At 70.9% G+C, this 17,305-nt stretch carries 17 protein-coding genes; 11 read left to right on the forward strand and 6 right to left on the reverse strand.

Annotation, left to right across the window (positions count from 1 at the left end):
- The first annotated feature begins 3 nt into the window (after positions 1–3).
- Positions 4–750, forward strand: a complete 747-nt coding sequence (locus tag ACFY3D_RS29195) for a PspA/IM30 family protein (RefSeq protein ID WP_350946571.1) — start codon at positions 4–6, stop codon at positions 748–750.
- Between the two features lie 162 nt (positions 751–912).
- On the opposite strand, the gene ACFY3D_RS29200 is transcribed toward ACFY3D_RS29195, so the two are convergent.
- Positions 913–1,437 carry a cysteine dioxygenase gene (locus ACFY3D_RS29200; RefSeq protein WP_389985082.1) on the reverse strand — a complete coding sequence of 175 codons (525 nt, stop codon included), beginning with the start codon at positions 1,435–1,437 and terminating at the stop codon, positions 913–915.
- Positions 1,438–1,511: 74 nt separating this feature from the next.
- Here ACFY3D_RS29200 and ACFY3D_RS29205 point away from each other — a divergent pair, with 74 nt between their 5' ends.
- From ACFY3D_RS29205 to ACFY3D_RS29220, 4 genes are all read left to right on the forward strand, one after another.
- Positions 1,512–2,378, forward strand: coding sequence for a LysR family transcriptional regulator (locus tag ACFY3D_RS29205; RefSeq protein ID WP_389985085.1), 867 nt, complete (start codon positions 1,512–1,514; stop codon positions 2,376–2,378).
- Between the two features lie 101 nt (positions 2,379–2,479).
- Positions 2,480–3,121, forward strand: a complete 642-nt coding sequence (gene ccmA / locus ACFY3D_RS29210) for a heme ABC exporter ATP-binding protein CcmA (RefSeq protein WP_389985088.1) — start codon at positions 2,480–2,482, stop codon at positions 3,119–3,121.
- Positions 3,118–4,632: a DUF6297 family protein gene (locus tag ACFY3D_RS29215; RefSeq protein WP_389985091.1), complete on the forward strand. Its 1,515-nt coding sequence runs from the start codon at positions 3,118–3,120 to the stop codon at positions 4,630–4,632. The genes ccmA and ACFY3D_RS29215 overlap by 4 nt, the downstream gene beginning before the upstream one ends.
- 91 nt (positions 4,633–4,723) lie before the next feature.
- The gene (locus ACFY3D_RS29220) at positions 4,724–5,368 is read left to right on the forward strand and encodes a LysE family translocator (RefSeq protein ID WP_362905164.1); all 645 of its coding nucleotides are present in this window, start codon (positions 4,724–4,726) and stop codon (positions 5,366–5,368) included.
- 113 nt (positions 5,369–5,481) lie between these two features.
- Here ACFY3D_RS29220 and ACFY3D_RS29225 read toward each other — a convergent pair whose 3' ends face one another.
- Both ACFY3D_RS29225 and ACFY3D_RS29230 read right to left on the reverse strand, forming a co-directional pair.
- Positions 5,482–6,435: an aldose epimerase family protein gene (locus ACFY3D_RS29225; RefSeq protein WP_389985094.1), complete on the reverse strand. Its 954-nt coding sequence runs from the start codon at positions 6,433–6,435 to the stop codon at positions 5,482–5,484.
- Entirely contained in the window at positions 6,432–7,403 is a 972-nt protein-coding gene (locus ACFY3D_RS29230) for a LacI family DNA-binding transcriptional regulator (protein ID WP_350946563.1), read from the reverse strand. The genes ACFY3D_RS29225 and ACFY3D_RS29230 overlap by 4 nt, the downstream gene beginning before the upstream one ends.
- 263 nt (positions 7,404–7,666) lie before the next feature.
- Here ACFY3D_RS29230 and ACFY3D_RS29235 point away from each other — a divergent pair, with 263 nt between their 5' ends.
- Positions 7,667–8,758 carry a Gfo/Idh/MocA family protein gene (locus tag ACFY3D_RS29235; protein ID WP_389985097.1) on the forward strand — a complete coding sequence of 364 codons (1,092 nt, stop codon included), beginning with the start codon at positions 7,667–7,669 and terminating at the stop codon, positions 8,756–8,758.
- A 250-nt stretch (positions 8,759–9,008) separates the two neighbouring features.
- Positions 9,009–10,364, forward strand: coding sequence for a polysaccharide lyase family 1 protein (locus ACFY3D_RS29240; RefSeq protein WP_389985100.1), 1,356 nt, complete (start codon positions 9,009–9,011; stop codon positions 10,362–10,364).
- Between the two features lie 176 nt (positions 10,365–10,540).
- Here the strand turns inward: ACFY3D_RS29240 and ACFY3D_RS29245 are convergent, their stop codons facing one another.
- Positions 10,541–12,010 carry an aldehyde dehydrogenase (NADP(+)) gene (locus ACFY3D_RS29245; protein ID WP_389985103.1) on the reverse strand — a complete coding sequence of 490 codons (1,470 nt, stop codon included), beginning with the start codon at positions 12,008–12,010 and terminating at the stop codon, positions 10,541–10,543.
- 481 nt (positions 12,011–12,491) lie between these two features.
- Between ACFY3D_RS29245 and ACFY3D_RS29250 the strand changes: the two genes are divergently transcribed.
- Positions 12,492–13,118, forward strand: a complete 627-nt coding sequence (locus ACFY3D_RS29250) for a TetR/AcrR family transcriptional regulator (RefSeq protein WP_389985106.1) — start codon at positions 12,492–12,494, stop codon at positions 13,116–13,118.
- A gap of 4 nt (positions 13,119–13,122) precedes the next feature.
- Here the strand turns inward: ACFY3D_RS29250 and ACFY3D_RS29255 are convergent, their stop codons facing one another.
- The gene (locus tag ACFY3D_RS29255; RefSeq protein ID WP_389985109.1) at positions 13,123–13,806 is read right to left on the reverse strand and encodes a GntR family transcriptional regulator; all 684 of its coding nucleotides are present in this window, start codon (positions 13,804–13,806) and stop codon (positions 13,123–13,125) included.
- An 87-nt stretch (positions 13,807–13,893) separates the two neighbouring features.
- On the reverse strand, positions 13,894–15,078 hold the full coding sequence (locus ACFY3D_RS29260) for a CaiB/BaiF CoA transferase family protein (protein ID WP_389985112.1): 1,185 nt from the start codon (positions 15,076–15,078) through the stop codon (positions 13,894–13,896).
- Positions 15,079–15,134: 56 nt separating this feature from the next.
- Between ACFY3D_RS29260 and ACFY3D_RS29265 the strand changes: the two genes are divergently transcribed.
- The 3 genes from ACFY3D_RS29265 (at position 15,135) to ACFY3D_RS29275 (ending at position 17,295) form a co-directional block, all read left to right on the forward strand.
- Positions 15,135–15,935, forward strand: coding sequence for an HpcH/HpaI aldolase/citrate lyase family protein (locus tag ACFY3D_RS29265; RefSeq protein ID WP_389985115.1), 801 nt, complete (start codon positions 15,135–15,137; stop codon positions 15,933–15,935).
- A gap of 30 nt (positions 15,936–15,965) precedes the next feature.
- Positions 15,966–16,088, forward strand: coding sequence for a hypothetical protein (locus tag ACFY3D_RS29270; RefSeq protein ID WP_389985118.1), 123 nt, complete (start codon positions 15,966–15,968; stop codon positions 16,086–16,088).
- A 301-nt stretch (positions 16,089–16,389) separates the two neighbouring features.
- Positions 16,390–17,295 carry a fumarylacetoacetate hydrolase family protein gene (locus tag ACFY3D_RS29275; RefSeq protein WP_389985121.1) on the forward strand — a complete coding sequence of 302 codons (906 nt, stop codon included), beginning with the start codon at positions 16,390–16,392 and terminating at the stop codon, positions 17,293–17,295.
- The last annotated feature ends 10 nt before the right edge of the window (positions 17,296–17,305 follow it).

Below are 17,305 nucleotides of genomic sequence, written 5' to 3' on the forward strand. Positions count from 1 at the left end.
CCCATGTTCAAGGTCATCCGTAGGGCCTGGCGCTACCTGGTCTTCGCCCTCTCCGGGCGGCTGGACGAGCTGTCCGACCCCCGGGTCCAGATCGAGCAGGCCATCGCGGAGGCCAAGGAGCAGCACCGGCGGCTGAGCCAGCAGGCCGCGGCGGTGATCGGAAACGAGCGTGAGCTGGAGATGAGGCTCGCCCGTTCGGTGGAGGAGACCGAGCGGCTCCAGGCCAACGCCCGCCAGGCCCTCCTGCTCGCCGAGCAGAGCCGGGCCGCGGGCGACGAGAGCAAGGCCCTGTCGTACGAGGACTCGGCCCGCGCCTTCGCCTCGCGCCTGGTGGCGGCCGAGGGCGCGCAGCAGGAGTCGCGGCTGGCGCACGAACGGGCAGCGGGAGCCTCGGCCCAGGCACGGGCCGCGGTCGAGACCAACGCGATGGCCCTGCAGAAGAAGATCGCCGAGCGGATGCGCCTGCTCTCCCAGCTCGACCAGGCCAAGGTGCAGGAGGAGCTCAACAGGGCGATGGCCGATCTGTCGGGCCTCACCCCGGCCGGCGACACCCCCACCATGGACGAGGTCCGCGACAAGATCGAGAAGCGCTACGCCCGTGCCCTGGGTGAGGCCGAGCTGACCTCGGGGTCCGTCGAGGCCCGCATGATCGAGGTCGAGCGCGCCGCCATCGACGCCGAGGGCGCCGCCCGCCTGGACGCCATCAGGAAGAGCCTGCATCCGGACGGGAAGCCCGAGGTCGAGAAGTAGGCGAGCAACGGTCTCTGCGCCGGGTCCGTCACCCGCTCATCAGGAGGGGGCCACCGGGATTCACGCGGACCCGCTCACCCGCTCACCCGCTCACCGAGAGCGGAGCGCCCGGATTCGGCCGGCTCCGTCGCCCGCTCGCTGACAGGACGGGGCGGGATTCGTTCAGCGGACGGGCAGGTCGTAGACGCGGCGGACGCTGGTGGGAGCGGCGCCGAGGTCGGCCCCGTAGATGTGAAGCGAGATCGCCGTCTCGTCGCCCGTGTTGTGGACGCGGTGGATGTCACCGGGCGGGGCGAAACCGCTCACCTCGCCGGTCCGGTTGGCGGTCCTGCCGATCTCGGTGAGGTGGTCGCCGTGGTCGCGGTAGAGGGTCTCGTACTCCACGCCCTGCAGCACACCGAACACGCACCACGCGACGTGGTCGTGGATCACGGTCTTCTGGCCCGGCCGCCAGACCACGGCCACGACCGAGAAGGCGTCCTCGGTGTGCAGGGTGTGGCCGACGTAGTGGTCGGGGTCGCCGAGGCGCTCCTCCTCGGTGAGGATCTCGGGGGACGGCAGCCGTTCACGCAGCAGCGCCGCCACGGCGAAGGCCGTCGTCCGAGGGTCGGCGGACGGGTCGGCGAGTTCCCGGACCCCCGCGACCAGCTCGGCCAGGCCCGGGCGGGTGAGCGTCAAGGTTGTCATGCCTCAAGGATGCTCCGGGGGATCCATAACGTCTAATGCCCATTTTTCTCGCTATTCATAGATAAAGTTGATACATGCTCGATATCGTGCGACTTCGCGTCCTCGCTGCGGTGTCCCGGCACGGCTCGGTGACCGCGGCGGCGAGGGAGCTGCACTACTCCCAGCCGTCGGTGAGTCACCATCTCGCGAAGCTCGAGGCCGAGACCGGGGCCAAGCTGATCCAGCGGGCCGGCCGGGGCATCCGGCTGACCGAGGCGGGCCGCCTGCTCGCCGAACGGGCCATCGAGATCATCGGTCGTCTCGACTCCGCGTCCGCCGAGCTGTCGGCGCACGTGGGCCTGCGCGCCGGACGGGTCAGGCTGGCGGCCTTCCCCTCCGCCCTGGGAACCTTCGTGCCCGAGGCCGCCGCCGCCCTCGCCGGGACACACCCCGGCCTGGAGCTGCGGCTGACCGAGACCGAGCCTCCCGACGCGCTGCGCATGCTCAAGGCCGGATACGTGGACGTGGCGGTCATCTTTCGCTACGACGACACCGCCCCCGAGGCCGACGGGATCCGGCTGCTCCCCCTGCTGGACGATCCCAGCTACCTCATCACCTCCGGTCCGGTCGGCGAGCTGATCTCGTACCGCGACTCCCGGTGGATCGGCGGCTGCGACCGGTGCCGCAGTCACCTGCTGGAACTGTGCGCCAGGGCGGGCTTCGAGCCGGAGATCGCCTTCACCACCGACGACGTCGTCGCCGTCCAGGCCCTCGTCGCCGCCGGGGTGGGGGTGAGCGCCCTGCCGGGGCTCGCCCTGCACGCCCACCGGCATCCGAAGGTCACCACGACCGAGCTTCCCGGCTCGACCCGCCACGTCTACGCCGCCACCTACGGCGAGCCCCCCGACCCCCCGGCCACCACAGCACTGCTCAGCGCCCTGACCTCGGTGACCTGCCCCTGACACGCCCGTGATCGATCCCCGGCCGAACGCGCGGGCAGGCCGCCACGGGTCGCGGTGATCGTCATGGCCCGCGCGGGGCCGGCAGTGGCTACGCTCGAACGGTGTCCACAGCGATCATCACGGTGAGCGGTCTCAGCGTGGAACTCGGCGGCAACCCCGTGCTCCGCGACATCGGCCTGACGGCGGCCCCCGGCGAGGTCATCGCCGTGATCGGCGCGAACGGCGCGGGAAAATCGACGCTGCTGCGCTGCCTGGCGGGGCTGCACCCCACGCCCTCCGGCGCGTTGCGCGTCCTGGGCGGCCCTCCGAGGGACGACGCCGGCTTCTGGCGTGACGTCGCCCTGGTCGGGGACGAACCGGCCTGGTATCCGGGCCTGACGGTACGCGAGCACCTGGAGCTGACGTACGCCGTCCACGCTCCGGCCCGGCTGGAGGTCGAGGCGGCGCTGGAGTCGTTCGACCTCCGGGAGCGGGCCGACGCGTCGCCGCAGGCCCTCTCCACCGGCCAGCGGCAGCGGCTCTCACTCGCGGCCGCCCTGCTCAGGCCGAGCAGGCTGCTCCTCCTGGACGAGCCGGAGCGCGGGCTCGACGAGGCGTTCCGCGAACACCTGGCCACGATCCTCACGGGCTACGCGGGCGCCGGCGGCACGGTGGTCATGGCGACCCACGACCACCGGCTCGCCGAGAACACCCGGGCCCGCCAGGTCGTGCTGCAGGCCGGACAGGCGACGAGCCGATCGTGAACGCGGACCACGACATGAACACGGTCCGGAGCGTCCGCGCCTTCGTCGGAGCGCGCCGCGGCGCCCCCATGAGCTGGCTGGACCGCTACGTGCGGCTGTTCGGCCTCGCGATGCTGCTCGTGGTGCTGGCCCAGCCGTTCTCCTCCGCGCTCGCCTCGCTCTCCCGGCAGGTGGACCCGTGGCGAGCCGGAGCCGGCCTCGCCCTGGTCATGCTCGCCTACGCCGGCCTTCTCCTCGCCGCCCGCGCGATCGGTCCCGTCGCGCTGCCGGCCGCCGACGCCGCCTGGCTGCTGTTGTCCCCGCTGCACCGCCGTGGCGTGCTGGGCCGGACGGCGACGATTCTCCTGGTGGGGTCCGTCCTGGCCGGGGTCGCGCTCGGGGTGGGTGCGCTCGCCGTCCTCGGCGCGCCGGACCTGCTCGCGCTGCGGCTGGCCACAGCGGTGATCCTGGGGGTCTCGGCGAGTGTGGGCGGCGTGGCGCTGACCGTACTCGCCCAGTCGTCGCAGAGCTGGCAGCCGTGGCTGAACGCGGTCGTCGTGGTGACCGCCCTGCTGGCCGCGGTGACGGCGCTGTCCGCGGCGAGCGGCCCGACGCGGCGTTTCGTGGCCGAGATCGCGAACGTGCCCGCGTCGCACGGCGCGGTGGTGGCCGCCCTCGCCGCCGTGTCGGCCGCCCTGCTCGGGTGGCGTGCGTGGTCGGCCCTGGCCGGGATTCCGGCGCGGACCGTGCTCTCCGCCTCCACCCGGGCGGGCCACGTGGGCACCGCCGCCGTCGGCATGGACCCGTCGGCCCTGACCTGGATCGCCGAGGACAACCACTGGCGGGGGCGCACCCTGCGCTCGCGCCCCTGGCCGCCGCTGCCCGCACCGCTCGCCCTGGCCTGGCAGGACTGGCGTCGCCTGGGGCGGCGCCCGGGCCGTCTGGCCGCCCTGCTCGGGGGGACGGCGCTCCCCGCGCTGGCGGCGCTCGCGGCCGGTGAGGTCGGCACGGTCGTGACGGGAGTCGTGTTCGCCGGGGCGCTGACCGCCGCGACGGCGGGCATCTCGGGCGCGCGCCGCGACGGCGACAATCCGGCTCTGGCCCGGCTCCTCGGGATCGGCGCCCGCGCGGCTCTGACCGCCAGATCGCTGTTGCCGGCGCTGCTGGGCGGCGGCTGGCTGACCGTCGCCCTCGCCTTCATGTCCCTGACGGGCGCGCTCGGGACGGGCCCGTGGTGGCTCTTCGGACCGCTCGCGGCCCCCGCGCTGGCCGCCGGAGGGTTGCGGATGGCCCGCCGGAACCCGATCGACCACTCCATGCCGGTCATCGAGACGGGAGGAGGGGCGATACCGACAGGCCCGCTCATCTGGGGTTTGACCGGCGTGGATCTCGCGGTGCTCGGGTGCCTGCCGCTGACGCTCGCCCTGGGTCTCCAACCCTCCTCCCTCACGGGGTTCCTCGCCGCCCAGGCTCTGGCCGGTACGGCCGTCCTGCTGGGCTATCTGCTCCGGGCGGGGTCCGCGCGGAACTGAACAACGGTCTGCTCCGGGCGGGGTCCGCGCGGAGCAGACCGGCGGTGAAAATGCGAGGCGCCGGGGAGTCGACGCCCTCTACGATCCGGCTATGCCGGATTTGTCCACACTCGCGCTCTTCGCCGCCGCGACCCTCGCCCTGCTGCTCGTACCGGGGCCCGCGGTCCTCTACATCGTGACCCGCAGTGTCGCCCAGGGCCGGTCCGCCGGACTGATATCGGTGCTCGGCATCCACCTCGGCTCGCTGGTCCACGTGGCCGCCGCCGCCCTGGGCGTCAGTGCCCTGCTCGCGGCCTCGTCGACCGGATTCATGATCGTCAAGTATCTCGGCGCCGCCTATCTCGTCTGGCTGGGCGTGCGCAAGCTCATGACCCGCTCGAACGGGGAGGACTCCTTCGAACCGAAGACGGCGACGAGGTCCCGGATGTTCTGGGAGGGCTTCGTGGTCAACGTGCTCAACCCGAAGACCGCGATCTTCTTCCTCGCCTTCCTGCCGCAGTTCGTCGACCCGCAGGCCGGACCGATCGCCCCGCAGATCGTGCTGCTCGGCCTGATCTGGACGGTGCTCGGCATCGCGAGCGACGGCGCCTTCGCCCTGCTCTCCTCGGCCCTGGCGGGCCGCCTGCGCCGCTCGGCCCGTGCCCGCCGCCGCCTGGACGTCACCAGCGGCTTCGTCTATCTCGGCCTGGGAGCCGTCGCGGCCTTCAGCGGCGAGAGCGCCGCGGCCAAGGCCTGAGCGGGGCAGACCCCGCCTCGGCCTCCTCCGCCCTCCCTTTCCGGCCCGCCGAGGAGCCTGGCGGGACATGAGTCCCGGACCCCCGGAAATTCTTCCGGAGGTCCCGGCGCCCGTCAGGTGAAGCGGTAGGTGGTGGTGGACTCGAACCGCTCGCCGGGACGCAGGACCACCGAGGGGAAGCCGGGCTGGTTGGGCGAGTCGGGGAAGTGCTGGGTCTCCAGGCACAGGCCCGCGTGCTTCGCGTACGCGGTGGCGACGCCGTCCAGGAAGTTGCCCGTGTAGAACTGCACGCCCGGCTCGGTGGTGGTGACCTCCATCGTGAGCCCGCCCGCGGGTTCGCGGACCTCCATGCCACCGCGCAGGACGTAGCAGTGGTCGTAGCCGTCCCCGAGCAGCGGGTCGGCGATCCGCTCGCCGATCTCGCGCGGCGAGGTGAAGTCGAACGGGGTCCCGGCGACCGGGGCGATCTCCCCGGTCGGGATCTGCGTGGCGTCGACCGGCAGGTAGTGGTCGGCGTCGATACGGACCACGTGCTTGAGGACGTCGCCGCCCCCGGCGAGGTTGAAGTAGGAGTGGTTGGTGAGGTTCAGCACGGTCGGCGCGTCGGTGGCCGCGCGATAGTCCATCCGGATCGCGTCGGCGGTCAGCGTGTAGGTGACCGCGACGGTGAGCGTGCCGGGGTAGCCCTCCTCACCGTCCGGGCTCACGTACTCCAGGGTCACGGCGGTGTCCGAGGCGTGGGTGATCCGCCAGACCCGGGTGTCGAAGCCGTGCGGCCCGCCGTGCAGGCTGTTGGGACCGTTGTTGATCGGCAGCTCGTGGTCGCGGCCGTCGAGGGTGAAGCGTCCGCCCGCGATGCGGTTGCCGTACCGGCCGACCACCGCGCCGAAGTAGCGGCTGCGCGTCAGGTAGTCGTCGAGGTTGTCGTAGCCGAGGACCACGTTGACGCCGGAGACCTCCAGCGACTGCAGGATCGCCCCGTAGCTGAGGATCGCGGCGCGCATCGGCCCGTTCGACAGCACGTGCCGCTCGACTCGCTCGCCCGACGGGGTGGTTCCGAAGCTCATTTGCGTGCCTCTCCGGTGGATTCACGGACGACCAGGCTGGTGTCCAGGGTGGCCAGGGTGGGGGTGGCGCCGGCGTCGAACGACTGCAGCAGCAGGTCCACGGCCATCCGCCCGGCGGCGGCCGTGGGCATGGCCACGGTGGTCAGTTTGGGGCGGTTCAGCCGCCCGGGAACGATGTCGTCGACGCCGACCACGCTGACCTCGTCCGGGACGCGTACGCCGCGTTCGTACAGGCCCTCGATGAGGCCGATCGCCACCAGGTCGTTGTAGGCGAGCACGCCCGTCACCCCGGCGGAGATCACCTCGGCGGCGACGGCGAGGCCGCCCTGCTCGGTGGGCGCGTTCGGGCCGAGGATCACCAGCTCGACGCCGTCCGTCGCGGTCGCGGCGGCGCGCATCTCACCGCTGGTCCACGAGCCGGCCGGCCCCAGGAGCAGGGCGATCCTGCGGTGGCCGAGCCGCATCAGGTGCTCGATCGCGAGGCGGGCACCCTGGCCGACGTCCATCAGGATCGTCGGCATGCCTCTCACCCTGCGGTTCACGACCACGAACGGCACGTCGGCGCGGAGGCGCTCTATGACCCGGTTGGACAACCTGGGACTGCAGAGCAGGACCCCGTCGACCTGCTTGGCGAGCGTCTGGATCAGCTCCTCCTCGACCAGCGGGTCCTCGTCGGTGTCGGCCACGAACACGTGGTAGTCGCGGGCTCTGGCCTGCGCCTGGGCGGACTTGATCAGAGGCGGGAAGAACGGGTTGGAGATGTCGGCGACGATGAGGCCGATGTTGTGGGTCCTGCCGGTGGTGAGCGCCCGGGCGGCACGGTTGGGCCGGTAGCCGAGCTCCTCGGCGACGGCGAGCACGCGGTTGCGGGTCTCGGCGTTCACCAGGTGTGGCGCGGAGAAGGTGCGGGACACCGTCGAGACGTGCACTCCCGACGCCCGTGCCACATCCCTGATCGTCGCTGCCACCGTGCTCCTTCGCCCTGGCCCACCATGGGGCCTTGAAGCACATTAGTGCAAGCGGTTGCGCGACTGTCAACGCCGGGATCGAGCGGTCTGCCAAACGATATGTGAGGGCTCGCGTCGCCCTGGCGATCGGAAATCTCGAAAAATCCGCAGATGGGAAGCGCCTTACCAAATTGGGCCCTTGACGTTAATCACGGATGTCATCAATGTTTCTTGCAACCGGTTGCAGGATGCCGGGGCCCGGGACCGCGATGGGAGATGGCGTGATGGAACCGGTTCGCGTGGTGCTCGCCGGAGCGCACGGGCACGGCTGGTGGCATCTGTCGAACGTGCGGCGGCTGGCCGAGACCGGGCTGGTGAGGCTCGCCGGGGTGTGCGACGTGCGGCCGGTCGACGGCCTGCCCGAGAGTGCGGAGTTCTCCGACGACCTGGTCGAGCTGATCGGGCGTACCGGCGCCGAGGTGACGATCCTGTGCACCCCCATCCACACCCACGCCGAGCTGGCGGAGAAGGCGCTGCGCGCCGGGTCGCACGTGCTGCTGGAGAAGCCGCCCGCCGCCACGTACGCCGACTACCTGCGGATCGTCGCGGTGGCAGAGGAGACCGGGCTCGCCTGCCAGGTGGGATTCCAGAGCCTGGGCTCCGAGGCGATCCCCGCGATCCGGCGGATGGTCGCCGAGGGGACGATCGGCCGGGTCACCGGGATCGGCGCGGCGGGCGCGTGGGAGCGTCCCTACTCCTACTACGACCGGGTGCCGTGGGCGGGCAGGCGCGAGGCCGGCGGCGTTCCCACGGGCGACGGCGTTCTCACCAACCCGCTCGCGCACGCCACCGCGACCGCGCTCGCCGTCTCCGGCGCGGCGGTGGAGAACGTCGAGGTCGAGCTCTACCGGGCCAACGCGATCGAGGCGGACGACACCTCGTGCGCGCGGATGCGGATGGACGACGGGACGACGGTGACGGTCGCGGCCTCGCTGTGCGCGGACCGGCGGCACGAGCCGTACCTCATCGTGCACGGCGAGAGGGGGCGGATCCGGCTGACCTACACCGAGGACCGGGTCGAGTTCGCGGGGACCTCGGTCGTCCACCCCAGGACCGACCTGCTGGAGAACCTCGTCGCCCACCTCCGCGACGGCGCCGAACTGCTCGTACCGCTGGAGAGGACCGCGGGTTTCATGCGCGTCCTGGAGGCGGTACGGCTCGCGCCGCAACCGCTCGCCATACCGGACGTGTTCCAGGAGGTCGGCGACGAGCGCCGGGTGCTGCCCAGGATCGCCGAGGTGACGGCGGCGAGCGCGGAACGGCTCGCGCTCTACTCGGAACTGCGGGTGCCCTGGAGCGGACGTGCCCACCCCTGACCGGAACCCCGAGAACCCTGGATCGGGCGTGCCCGTCTTCGGCCGCGCCGCAAGGCGGCCTTGCCCGGAAGCGGGCGTCGTCCCCGAGGGCGCACCCGCCCTCACCCGGACCCGCGCATGCCCTGGAGCGGGCGCACCCACCCCTGACCTGGGCGCGCCCGCTCCGGTATCCGGAAAAACCCCGGGGCCGTACGCGCCTCGCCGCCCTGCCCCGCAGCGTCCCTCCCACCTGACCTCGTGAAGGAAGACCATGAAACGAGCCGTCGCGCTCACCGCCCTGCTGTCCCTGGCGGTCCTCTCCGCCCCTGCCGCGTCCGCCACCTCCTTGAGTACCGGCGCCCCCGAGACCACGACCACGACCTCGTCGGAGTCGGAGTCGGAGTCGGAGTCGAAGGCCGCCGGGCGCAGGCCGGACCTGGGCCGCCGGACCCTGCCCGCGAACGACGGCTGGGCCGCCGAGGGCTCCGGCACCACCGGTGGAGCCGCGGCGCCCGCGTCGAACGTGCACACCGTCTCCACCCGCACCGAGCTGGCCACCGCGCTCGCCGCCCCCTCACCGAAGATCATCTACGTGAAGGGGACGATCGACACCGACAGGACCTGCGCCGACTACGCGACCGGCGGCTACACCCTGGAGGGCTATCTCGCCGCGTACGACCCGGCGGTGTGGGGCAGGGAGAGCGACCCCTCGGGCCCGCTGGAGGACGCGCGGGTCGCCTCGGCCGCCAGGCAGAGCGCGAACATCAGGCTCAAGGTCGGCTCGAACACCACCATCGTCGGCCTCGGCAAGAACGCGCGGATCCGCGGCGTCAACCTGCACGTCGACAAGGTCGACAACGTCATCATCCGCAACATCCTCTTCGAGGACACCGCCGACTGCTTCCCCCGGTGGACCCCGACCGACGGCGCCGAGGGCAACTGGAACTCCCTGTACGACAACATCTCGGTGACCGGCTCGACGCACGTGTGGGTGGACCACAACACCTTCACCGACGGCGACAATCCGGACTCGGGACAGCCGCTGCGTTTCGGCAGGCCCTACCAGGTGCACGACGGGCAGCTCGACATCACCCACGCCTCCGACTTCGTCACGGCCTCCTGGAACCGGTTCTCCGGCCACGACAAGACGATGCTGATCGGCTCCACCAACAACCCGGCGAACGACACGGGCAAGCTGAACGTCACCCTCCACCACAACCACTTCGAGAACGTGCTCCAGCGGCTCCCGCGCGTGCGCTTCGGCCAGGTGCACGTCTACAACAACTACTACGAGATCCCCGACGCCTCGACCTTCGAGTACGCCCTCGGCGTGGGCGTGCAGTCACAGATCTTCGCCGAGAACAACCTCTTCCGGCTGAGCCGGGCGGTCGCCCCGTCGAGTCTCCTCTACGACTGGGGCGGCACCGCCCTCACCGCGAGGGGAAACCTGCTCCGTGTCGGGGGCAAGGTCTCCCCCGTCGACCTCGTCTCCGTCTACAACGCCGCCCACGACCCCGACCTCGGCCCCGACGCGGGCTGGACCCCGGCCCTGCACACCGGGATCGACCCGGCCGCGTCGGTGGAGCGTTCGGTCTCCCGGCACGCGGGGGTCGGCGAGATCGGCTGAGAACACGTCGGCCCGGCACCGCGGACCCGGACGGCCCGTCGTTCACGAGCCGTCCGGTCCTCGGGTTCTCCCTCGGGCCGGTAGAGCCGGCACGCCGAAGAGGCATCGGCGAGGCCGGTGGGGGGCACGCCGCAACAAGGCGCCTCTCCGGCGGGTCCAGGGACCGGCGGGAGGTGTCAGGCGTGCCCCTCCACGAGGGCCCCGTCGACCCGGCGGGGGATGCCGAGGGGGTTGTCGTCGCGCAGTTCCGGCGGCAGGAGCTCGGCGGGCCAGTCCTGGTAGGCGGTGGGCACGAGCCACCTGCGGATCGCGGCGGCGCCGACCGAGGTGTGGGCAGCGGCCGTGCTCGCGGGCCAGGGACCGCCGTGGTGCATCGCCCAGCGGACCGCCACCCCGGTCGGCCAGCCGTTCCAGATCAGCCGTCCCGCCTTCCTGATCAGCACCTCGGCGCTCTCGCGCGCCTCGGCGGGGTCGGTCGCGTGGACCGTGGCGGTGAGCGAGCCGTCCAGCCGCTCCAGTACGGCAGGCAGGTCGGCGGCGTCGGCGTAGACGACCACGAGGGCGGCCGGACCGAAACACTCCTCCACGAGTTCCGGCAGGTCGGCGGCGAACGTCGCCAGGTCGGTGACGAAGACCTGCGGGGTCACCGCGAACGCCCCCTCACCCGGCCTCCCCTCGGCGAGCGGGGTGAGCCTGGCGAGCCTGGCCAGCCCGTGCTGGAAACCACCTTGCATCCGCTCGGTGAGCATCGGCCCGCCCGCGGTCTCGGAGACCGCCTTGGAGATGGACGCGAGGAGGTCGGCGTCGTCGGGGACGAACACCAGCCCGGGGTTGGTGCAGAACTGCCCGGTGCCGAGGGTGAGCGAGGCGGCGAACCCCTGGGCGAGGCCGTCGCGGGCGGCCGAGGGCAGCACGACGACGGGGTTGACGCTGCCCAGCTCGCCGTAGAACGGGATGGGGTCGGGCCGCTCGGCGATGAGCGCCTGGATCGCCTTGCCACCGGGAATGGAGCCGGTGAACCCGACGGCCGCCACGGACGGGTGCCGGGCGAGCCGCTTCCCCGCGTCGAGCCCACGGACCAGACCGAGCAGCGCCGGGTCGGGCAGGGCACCCCGGATGATCTGCCAGGACAGCTCCGAGGTGCCGGGATGCCCGTCGTGGGCCTTGACCACCACCGGGCATCCGGCGGCCAGCGCGGAGGCCGTGTCACCGCCCGCGACCGAGAAGGCGAAGGGGAAGTTGCTCGCCGCGAAGACCCCGGCCACGCCGGGCAGCGGGTGGTTCATCCGCCGCAGGTCGGGGACCGGCGGCTGGGCCGTCGCGTGGTCGATCACCGCCTCCACGTGCCCGCCGTCCCGCAGCACCTGGGCGAAGAGCCGGAACTGACCGGCGGCCCGCGCCACCTCCCCGCGCAGCCTGGTCTCCCCGAGCGCGGTCTCCGCGTCGGCGGCCCGCCAGAGCTCCTCGACGTTCGCCTCCAGCACCGCCGCGACCGCCTCCAACGTCGCCGCCCGGTCCGCGGAACGCCAGGCGACCCCTGCCGCGAGAGCCGCCGCAACGCTCGCGTCCACCTCGTCGTCCGAGGTGAGGGGGAAGGGATCTCCGAAGGACTCACCGGTCCTGGGGTCGATTGAGTGGATCACCACGAAAGCCTTTCCTCGGCGGAGCCTGCCACGCCAGGCTACCCGTCAACGGTAAGCGCTTTCCCTGCGTCGGCCAACCCGGCGCCGCGCCGCTTGACGGCGAGCGGCCACCTGCCCCGACCAGCGACGAGTGCGGCAGCGTCCGGCCGTGGGTACTTCTACGGGCTTGCCGGTGGTGGCGGACGGCAACGCGACAACGGATTTCCGGCATGGCGAACACCCGCAACCGTATCCCGTCGCGACATCCGCCCTTCAACCTCGAAATCACGACAGGGCGCCCCGGTCCACCCCAGCCCGCCCCCGACTCACCTGCAACGACATCGCCCTCGTGTCGACACCCCGCTTCTGAACATGTTGCGCAAAGCGCCCATTGTGCGGCGCCAAGACAGTGAATGCCGCCCTACAGGGGGGGCCAATTAAGTTATACTGCAGTGTAGCTACGTGTTCACGTGAGCGAACGAGACGGAGACGAGACGGAGACCCGATGAGCGTTGAGCATGTCGAGCCGACCATCAGTCGCCGCAGGCGACGATGGCAAGACGTGCACGATCGCTTGTATGACTCCGCTTGCGCACTGTTCCTCGAGTCCGGCTTCGCGGGCACCTCCGTCGACGAGATCGCCGAACGAGCTGATGTCGCGCGGAAGACCGCCTTCAACCACTTTCCGCGCAAGCGCGACTTCATCTCGGAGTGGGGAGGGCGGCGGCGTCTGTTCGTGCAGGAAGAGCTGTCGGAGGAGGTGATGGCGACGCGCTCCTTCGAAGAGGTCCTTCGCCACTACTTCGACGCCCTGGTGACGATCAACCAGCTACAGCGCCCGCTGGCGATCCGCATGCTGATGGGCTGGCGCGAGTCGGGAGGGCCGTTCGATGCCGACCCGCATCTCTTGGTCGAGGTGTTCCAAGGCATGATCGCCAGGGCGATCGCCCACGGCGAGCTTCGGACGGCGACCGACCCGGCGCGCGTGGCGACGATCCTGTACAGCGGCTACTTCGGGATTCTGTACGACTGGATCGCCGGCTCCGATGAGGAAGCGCCGTTCGACCTCGCGCAGGCGTACAGCCAACTGCTCGACCTGACGTTCGACGGCGTGCTCGCCCGACCGTCATGACGGGCTAGGCGAGGTCGTCGTCGAAAGGGTCGGTGGCGCCGTCTCCGCCGAGATGCGCGGTCACGGCCAGGAAGCCTTGCCGAAGGTGGTTTTCGACCGCCGCTGCCACCGCGTCCGGATCGGCCGATCGGACGGCGCGGACGATCTCCCGGTGCTCGCGTTCCGACGCGTGGAGACGCTCCGGTGAGCGCAGGAGCACGTCCCAGGGGAACGATATCCACAGCGAGGCGATGTGGTCGGCCAGCCCGGGGATGCCGCAGCGGTCGTAGAAGAAGAAGTGGAACTCGCGGTTGAGCCTGCGGACCCGCTCCGAGTCGTGCGCCGATCCCGCCTGTTCGATGTCGGCCGCGAGCGTCTCGACGGTGCGGATATCGAGGGCCGAGACTCGCACGGTCGCCCGTCTCATCGCGTAGGTCTCGGCGAGGCGGCGCAGGATGTAGACGGTCTCCACCTTGGCGAGGTCGACCGCCGCGACACGGACGCCGCGGTGCGGCTCGGAGACGACCAGACCGTCGGACTCCAGGATGCTGAACGCTTCGCGCACAGGCGTGATGCTCGTCTGGAAGCTCTCGGCCAGTGCGTCCTGACGAAGTCGCTCGCCGCGGCGGATCTCACCCGAGAGGATCAGCTGACGGAGGGCGTCGACGATCTGGTCGCGTTTGGTGCCCGGCTGCTGCTGTGGTCGCACGTCGCATCCTTCACGGGTCGAAGCACCGGGTCATCAGGATAACGCCGGTGACCGTGGCTCCCTGCTGGGCGTCCGCCGCGCAGGTGATCATCGAAGAGTTCCCGGAAGTCCCAGCTCGGCCAGGACGGCCTCGGTGTGCTCACCGACCGCGGGGATCCGGTCCATCCGCGGCTCGACCCCCTCCATGCAGATCGGAGGCAGCGTCGCTCGGAGGCGGCCGACCGGGGAGTTGACATCGCGCCATCGGTCCCGACCGCTCAGCTGGGGGTGCTCGAGCACGCTGTGGAGATCGCGTTGGCGCGCGTGCGCGATCGCCGCCTGCTCAAGTCGTACCTGGAACTGTTCGCCGGTGAGCGTCGCGAGGCGATCGTGGATCAGGCGATCGAGTTCGTCGCGATGCTGCCCCCGGAGTGCTCCGGTGTTGAATCGGGGGTCCGTCGACACGGCGGGGTCATCGAGAACGATCGAGCAGAACGCCTCCCACTCGCGCTCGTTCTGGATCGACAGCACCACGTCGGTCCCGTCTCCCGCCCGGAACGTGCCGTAGGGAGCGATTGCCGCATGGCTCGTTCCGGTACGCCTCGGCACGTTCCCGCTATATGCCGCGTAGTACAGCGGATATCCCATCCACTCGACGAGGGCGTCAAAGAGGCTGATGTCCAGCGCGGTGCCGACACCGGTGCGCTCGCGGTCGTAGAGCGCGGCCAGGATGCCGGAGAAGGCATACATTCCGGCCGCGATGTCCGCGGTGGGGATGCCGGTCTTCGCCGGCTGGGCCTCGGTTCCGGTGATCGACACCAGCCCCGCCTCGGACTGGATCAGCAGGTCGTACGCCTTGGCGTCCCGCAGCGGGCCGCTGGTCCCGTACCCACTGATGGAGCACGTGATCAGCCGCGGCCATCGTGCGCGCACATCCGCCGCGCCGAGCCCGAGCCGGTCGGCCGCGCCAGGAGCCAGGTTCTGCAGGAAGACGTCGGCCCGTTCAAGCAGCGCGGCCATGACGTCGCGCGACTTCGGGTCCTTCAGGTCCAGCGCCACGCTCTCTTTCGACCGGTTCAGCCACACGAAATGGCTCGACATCCCTCGCACAGCGTCGTCGTAGTCGCGCGCGAAGTCTCCGCGTCCGGGTCGTTCGATCTTGATGACCCGGGCGCCCAGGTCGGCGAGTTGACGGGTCGCGAACGGGCCGGCGACCGCCTGTTCGCAGGAGATGACCGTGACGCCGTGCAACGGGAGGTCACGAGCGATCGGGGATGTCGACATATGATGCATGAAAGGAAGGATAATGCATGAAACTGGAAACCGATCGGCTCGACCACGCTCGCTCCGTGCTGTTCGTCCCCGGTGATCGTCCGGATCGATTCGATCGTGCGGTGAGATCCGGGGCCGATGTCGTCGTCATCGACCTTGAGGACGCGGTCGCGCCGGACCGGAAGGTGGCGGCCCGAGAGGCGACTCGCACCTGGCTCGAACGGGACGGCTCGGCCATCGTCCGGGTGAATCCGGCGGGCAGCAAAGGATTCAGCGCCGACATCGGCGCGGTCGGAGGACTGGCGACCGCCATCATGCTGCCCAAGTGCGAGAGCCCTGCCGACGTCGGCCGCGTGCACAGCGAAGCGCGGCGCCTGGTCCGCGTTCTCCCTCTCATAGAGACCGCGGCCGGCCTGGTGCGTGTCGAGACCATCTGCGGAACCGAAGGCGTGGCGCGCGTGGCGCTGGGGAACGTCGACCTGGCCACGGAGCTGGGAGTCGCACCCGATGACGACGAGGCGCTGCTGGTGGCGCGCTCCCGGCTGGTGATCGCGTCGGCGGCGGCGGGCCTGCCCGGCCCTGTCGACGGGGTGACCACCGACGTGCGCGACCTGGCCAAGACCCTTACCGACAGTCGGCGTGCGAAACGGCTTGGCCTGAGCGCGAAGCTGTGCGTCCATCCGCTCCAGGTGCCGGTGGTCAACGACGTGATGACGCCGACCGCCAAGGAGACCGCGTGGGCTCGTGACGTCGTCGACCGCGAGATCGACGGCGTCGCCGTGATGGACGGCCAGATGATCGACGCGCCGATCGTCGCTCGGGCTCGCCGCATCCTCGACCAAAGCCGGCGCTTTTCGGACAGGAACAGCGACGACTGAGCCCGCCTGCTCTCCGAGGCGGAAGCGGCGATGAAGACGGCGAGGCTCGCCCCGGCCCGCCACCTCGACTCACCGCCGACGAGCGGCGACATCACCGGATGGGGATTCCGTGAGCTCGGGCTCGATGACGAGATTCACCAGCTCATCCGCTAGATGAGGGCCGGGGGGATGTACCCTTGCCACGACATACGAGCCGTCCGACTCCCCCCGGTATGCGGGATCCCCCCCGGTCGCGATCGCCGTTTCGTGCTCCGCCGACCGGCGGGCGCCGGCGAAGGTCACGGCGGACGGCCTCTTCCTCGAACGGCTCGGATCCGACCCGAGCGCCTGAACCGCCAGGTAACCCACAGGGAACAACGCCGAAATGCCCCAGACCTCTTGACAGTGTGATAGAGCACACTCAAACTACCTACACCGGAGTGTAAAAAGTAGTTTGAGTGTAAGAAGGTGGACAGTGCCGATCGGACGTACGAACAGCGGCGGCAAGCCGGTGGTGGGCCACGTGGCGGGCGATCGCCTTCGCCCGCTCGATGGCGCGCCGTGCATGCTCGAGGCGCTCTCCGGGAGTACCACGACGTCATACGAAACGATCGAGTTCCACCCCGAGCTCCCGGTCGACTGGACGGCGAGCCTGCGCGACTGCGTTGGGTTCCTCGACCATGTGCGGAACTGCCGGAAGGCCCGCGACGTGCTCGACGAGCTACCTCAACCGTGGTTCGATCGGCCGGCGTTCTACTTCGCGAATCCGGCGTCGCTGCACTCCTGGGATGCGCCGGTCACGATCCCGCCCGGCAGCACCGACTTCGACTTCGAGTTCGAGATCGCCGCAGTGCTCACTTCGGGGGGCGCCAACCTCAGCGAGGACGAGGTGGCCGCGTGCATCGGGGGATACGTCCTGTACTGCGATTGGAGCGCGCGGGACGTCCAGGCCGAGGAGCGCGTCATGCAGATCGGCCAAGGCAAGGGGAAGGACGCCGCGGTCTCCCTTGGGCCGTGGATCCTGCCGGTGTCGGAGGCGACGATGTTCCGTCGCGTCGACGGTTTCTCTTTCGACGTCTCCGTCCAGATCAACGGCGAGACCGTGCTGGCGAAGCCGTTCACCGGCATGGACTGGTCGTTCGAGGAGCTCGTCGCCTACGCCTCGTTCGGCGCCGGCGTCCATCCGGGAGACGTGATCGCGTCGGGAACCCTTCCTGGCGGCTGTCTCCTCGAGGGCTCGCGCTCACCGGACTTCAGGGGCTGGCTCCAGCCCGGCGACCACGTCGTCCTCGACGGCGGCCCGCTCGGGACCATCTCCTCTCGACTCGGCGCACCCGCCCCCGCGGTCCCATGGCGGCGGAAGCCGCTCCCCAGAGCGTAGGCACCTCCTG

Source organism: Streptosporangium sp. NPDC000509 (genome assembly GCF_042898365.1).
Taxonomy (GTDB): domain Bacteria; phylum Actinomycetota; class Actinomycetes; order Streptosporangiales; family Streptosporangiaceae; genus Streptosporangium.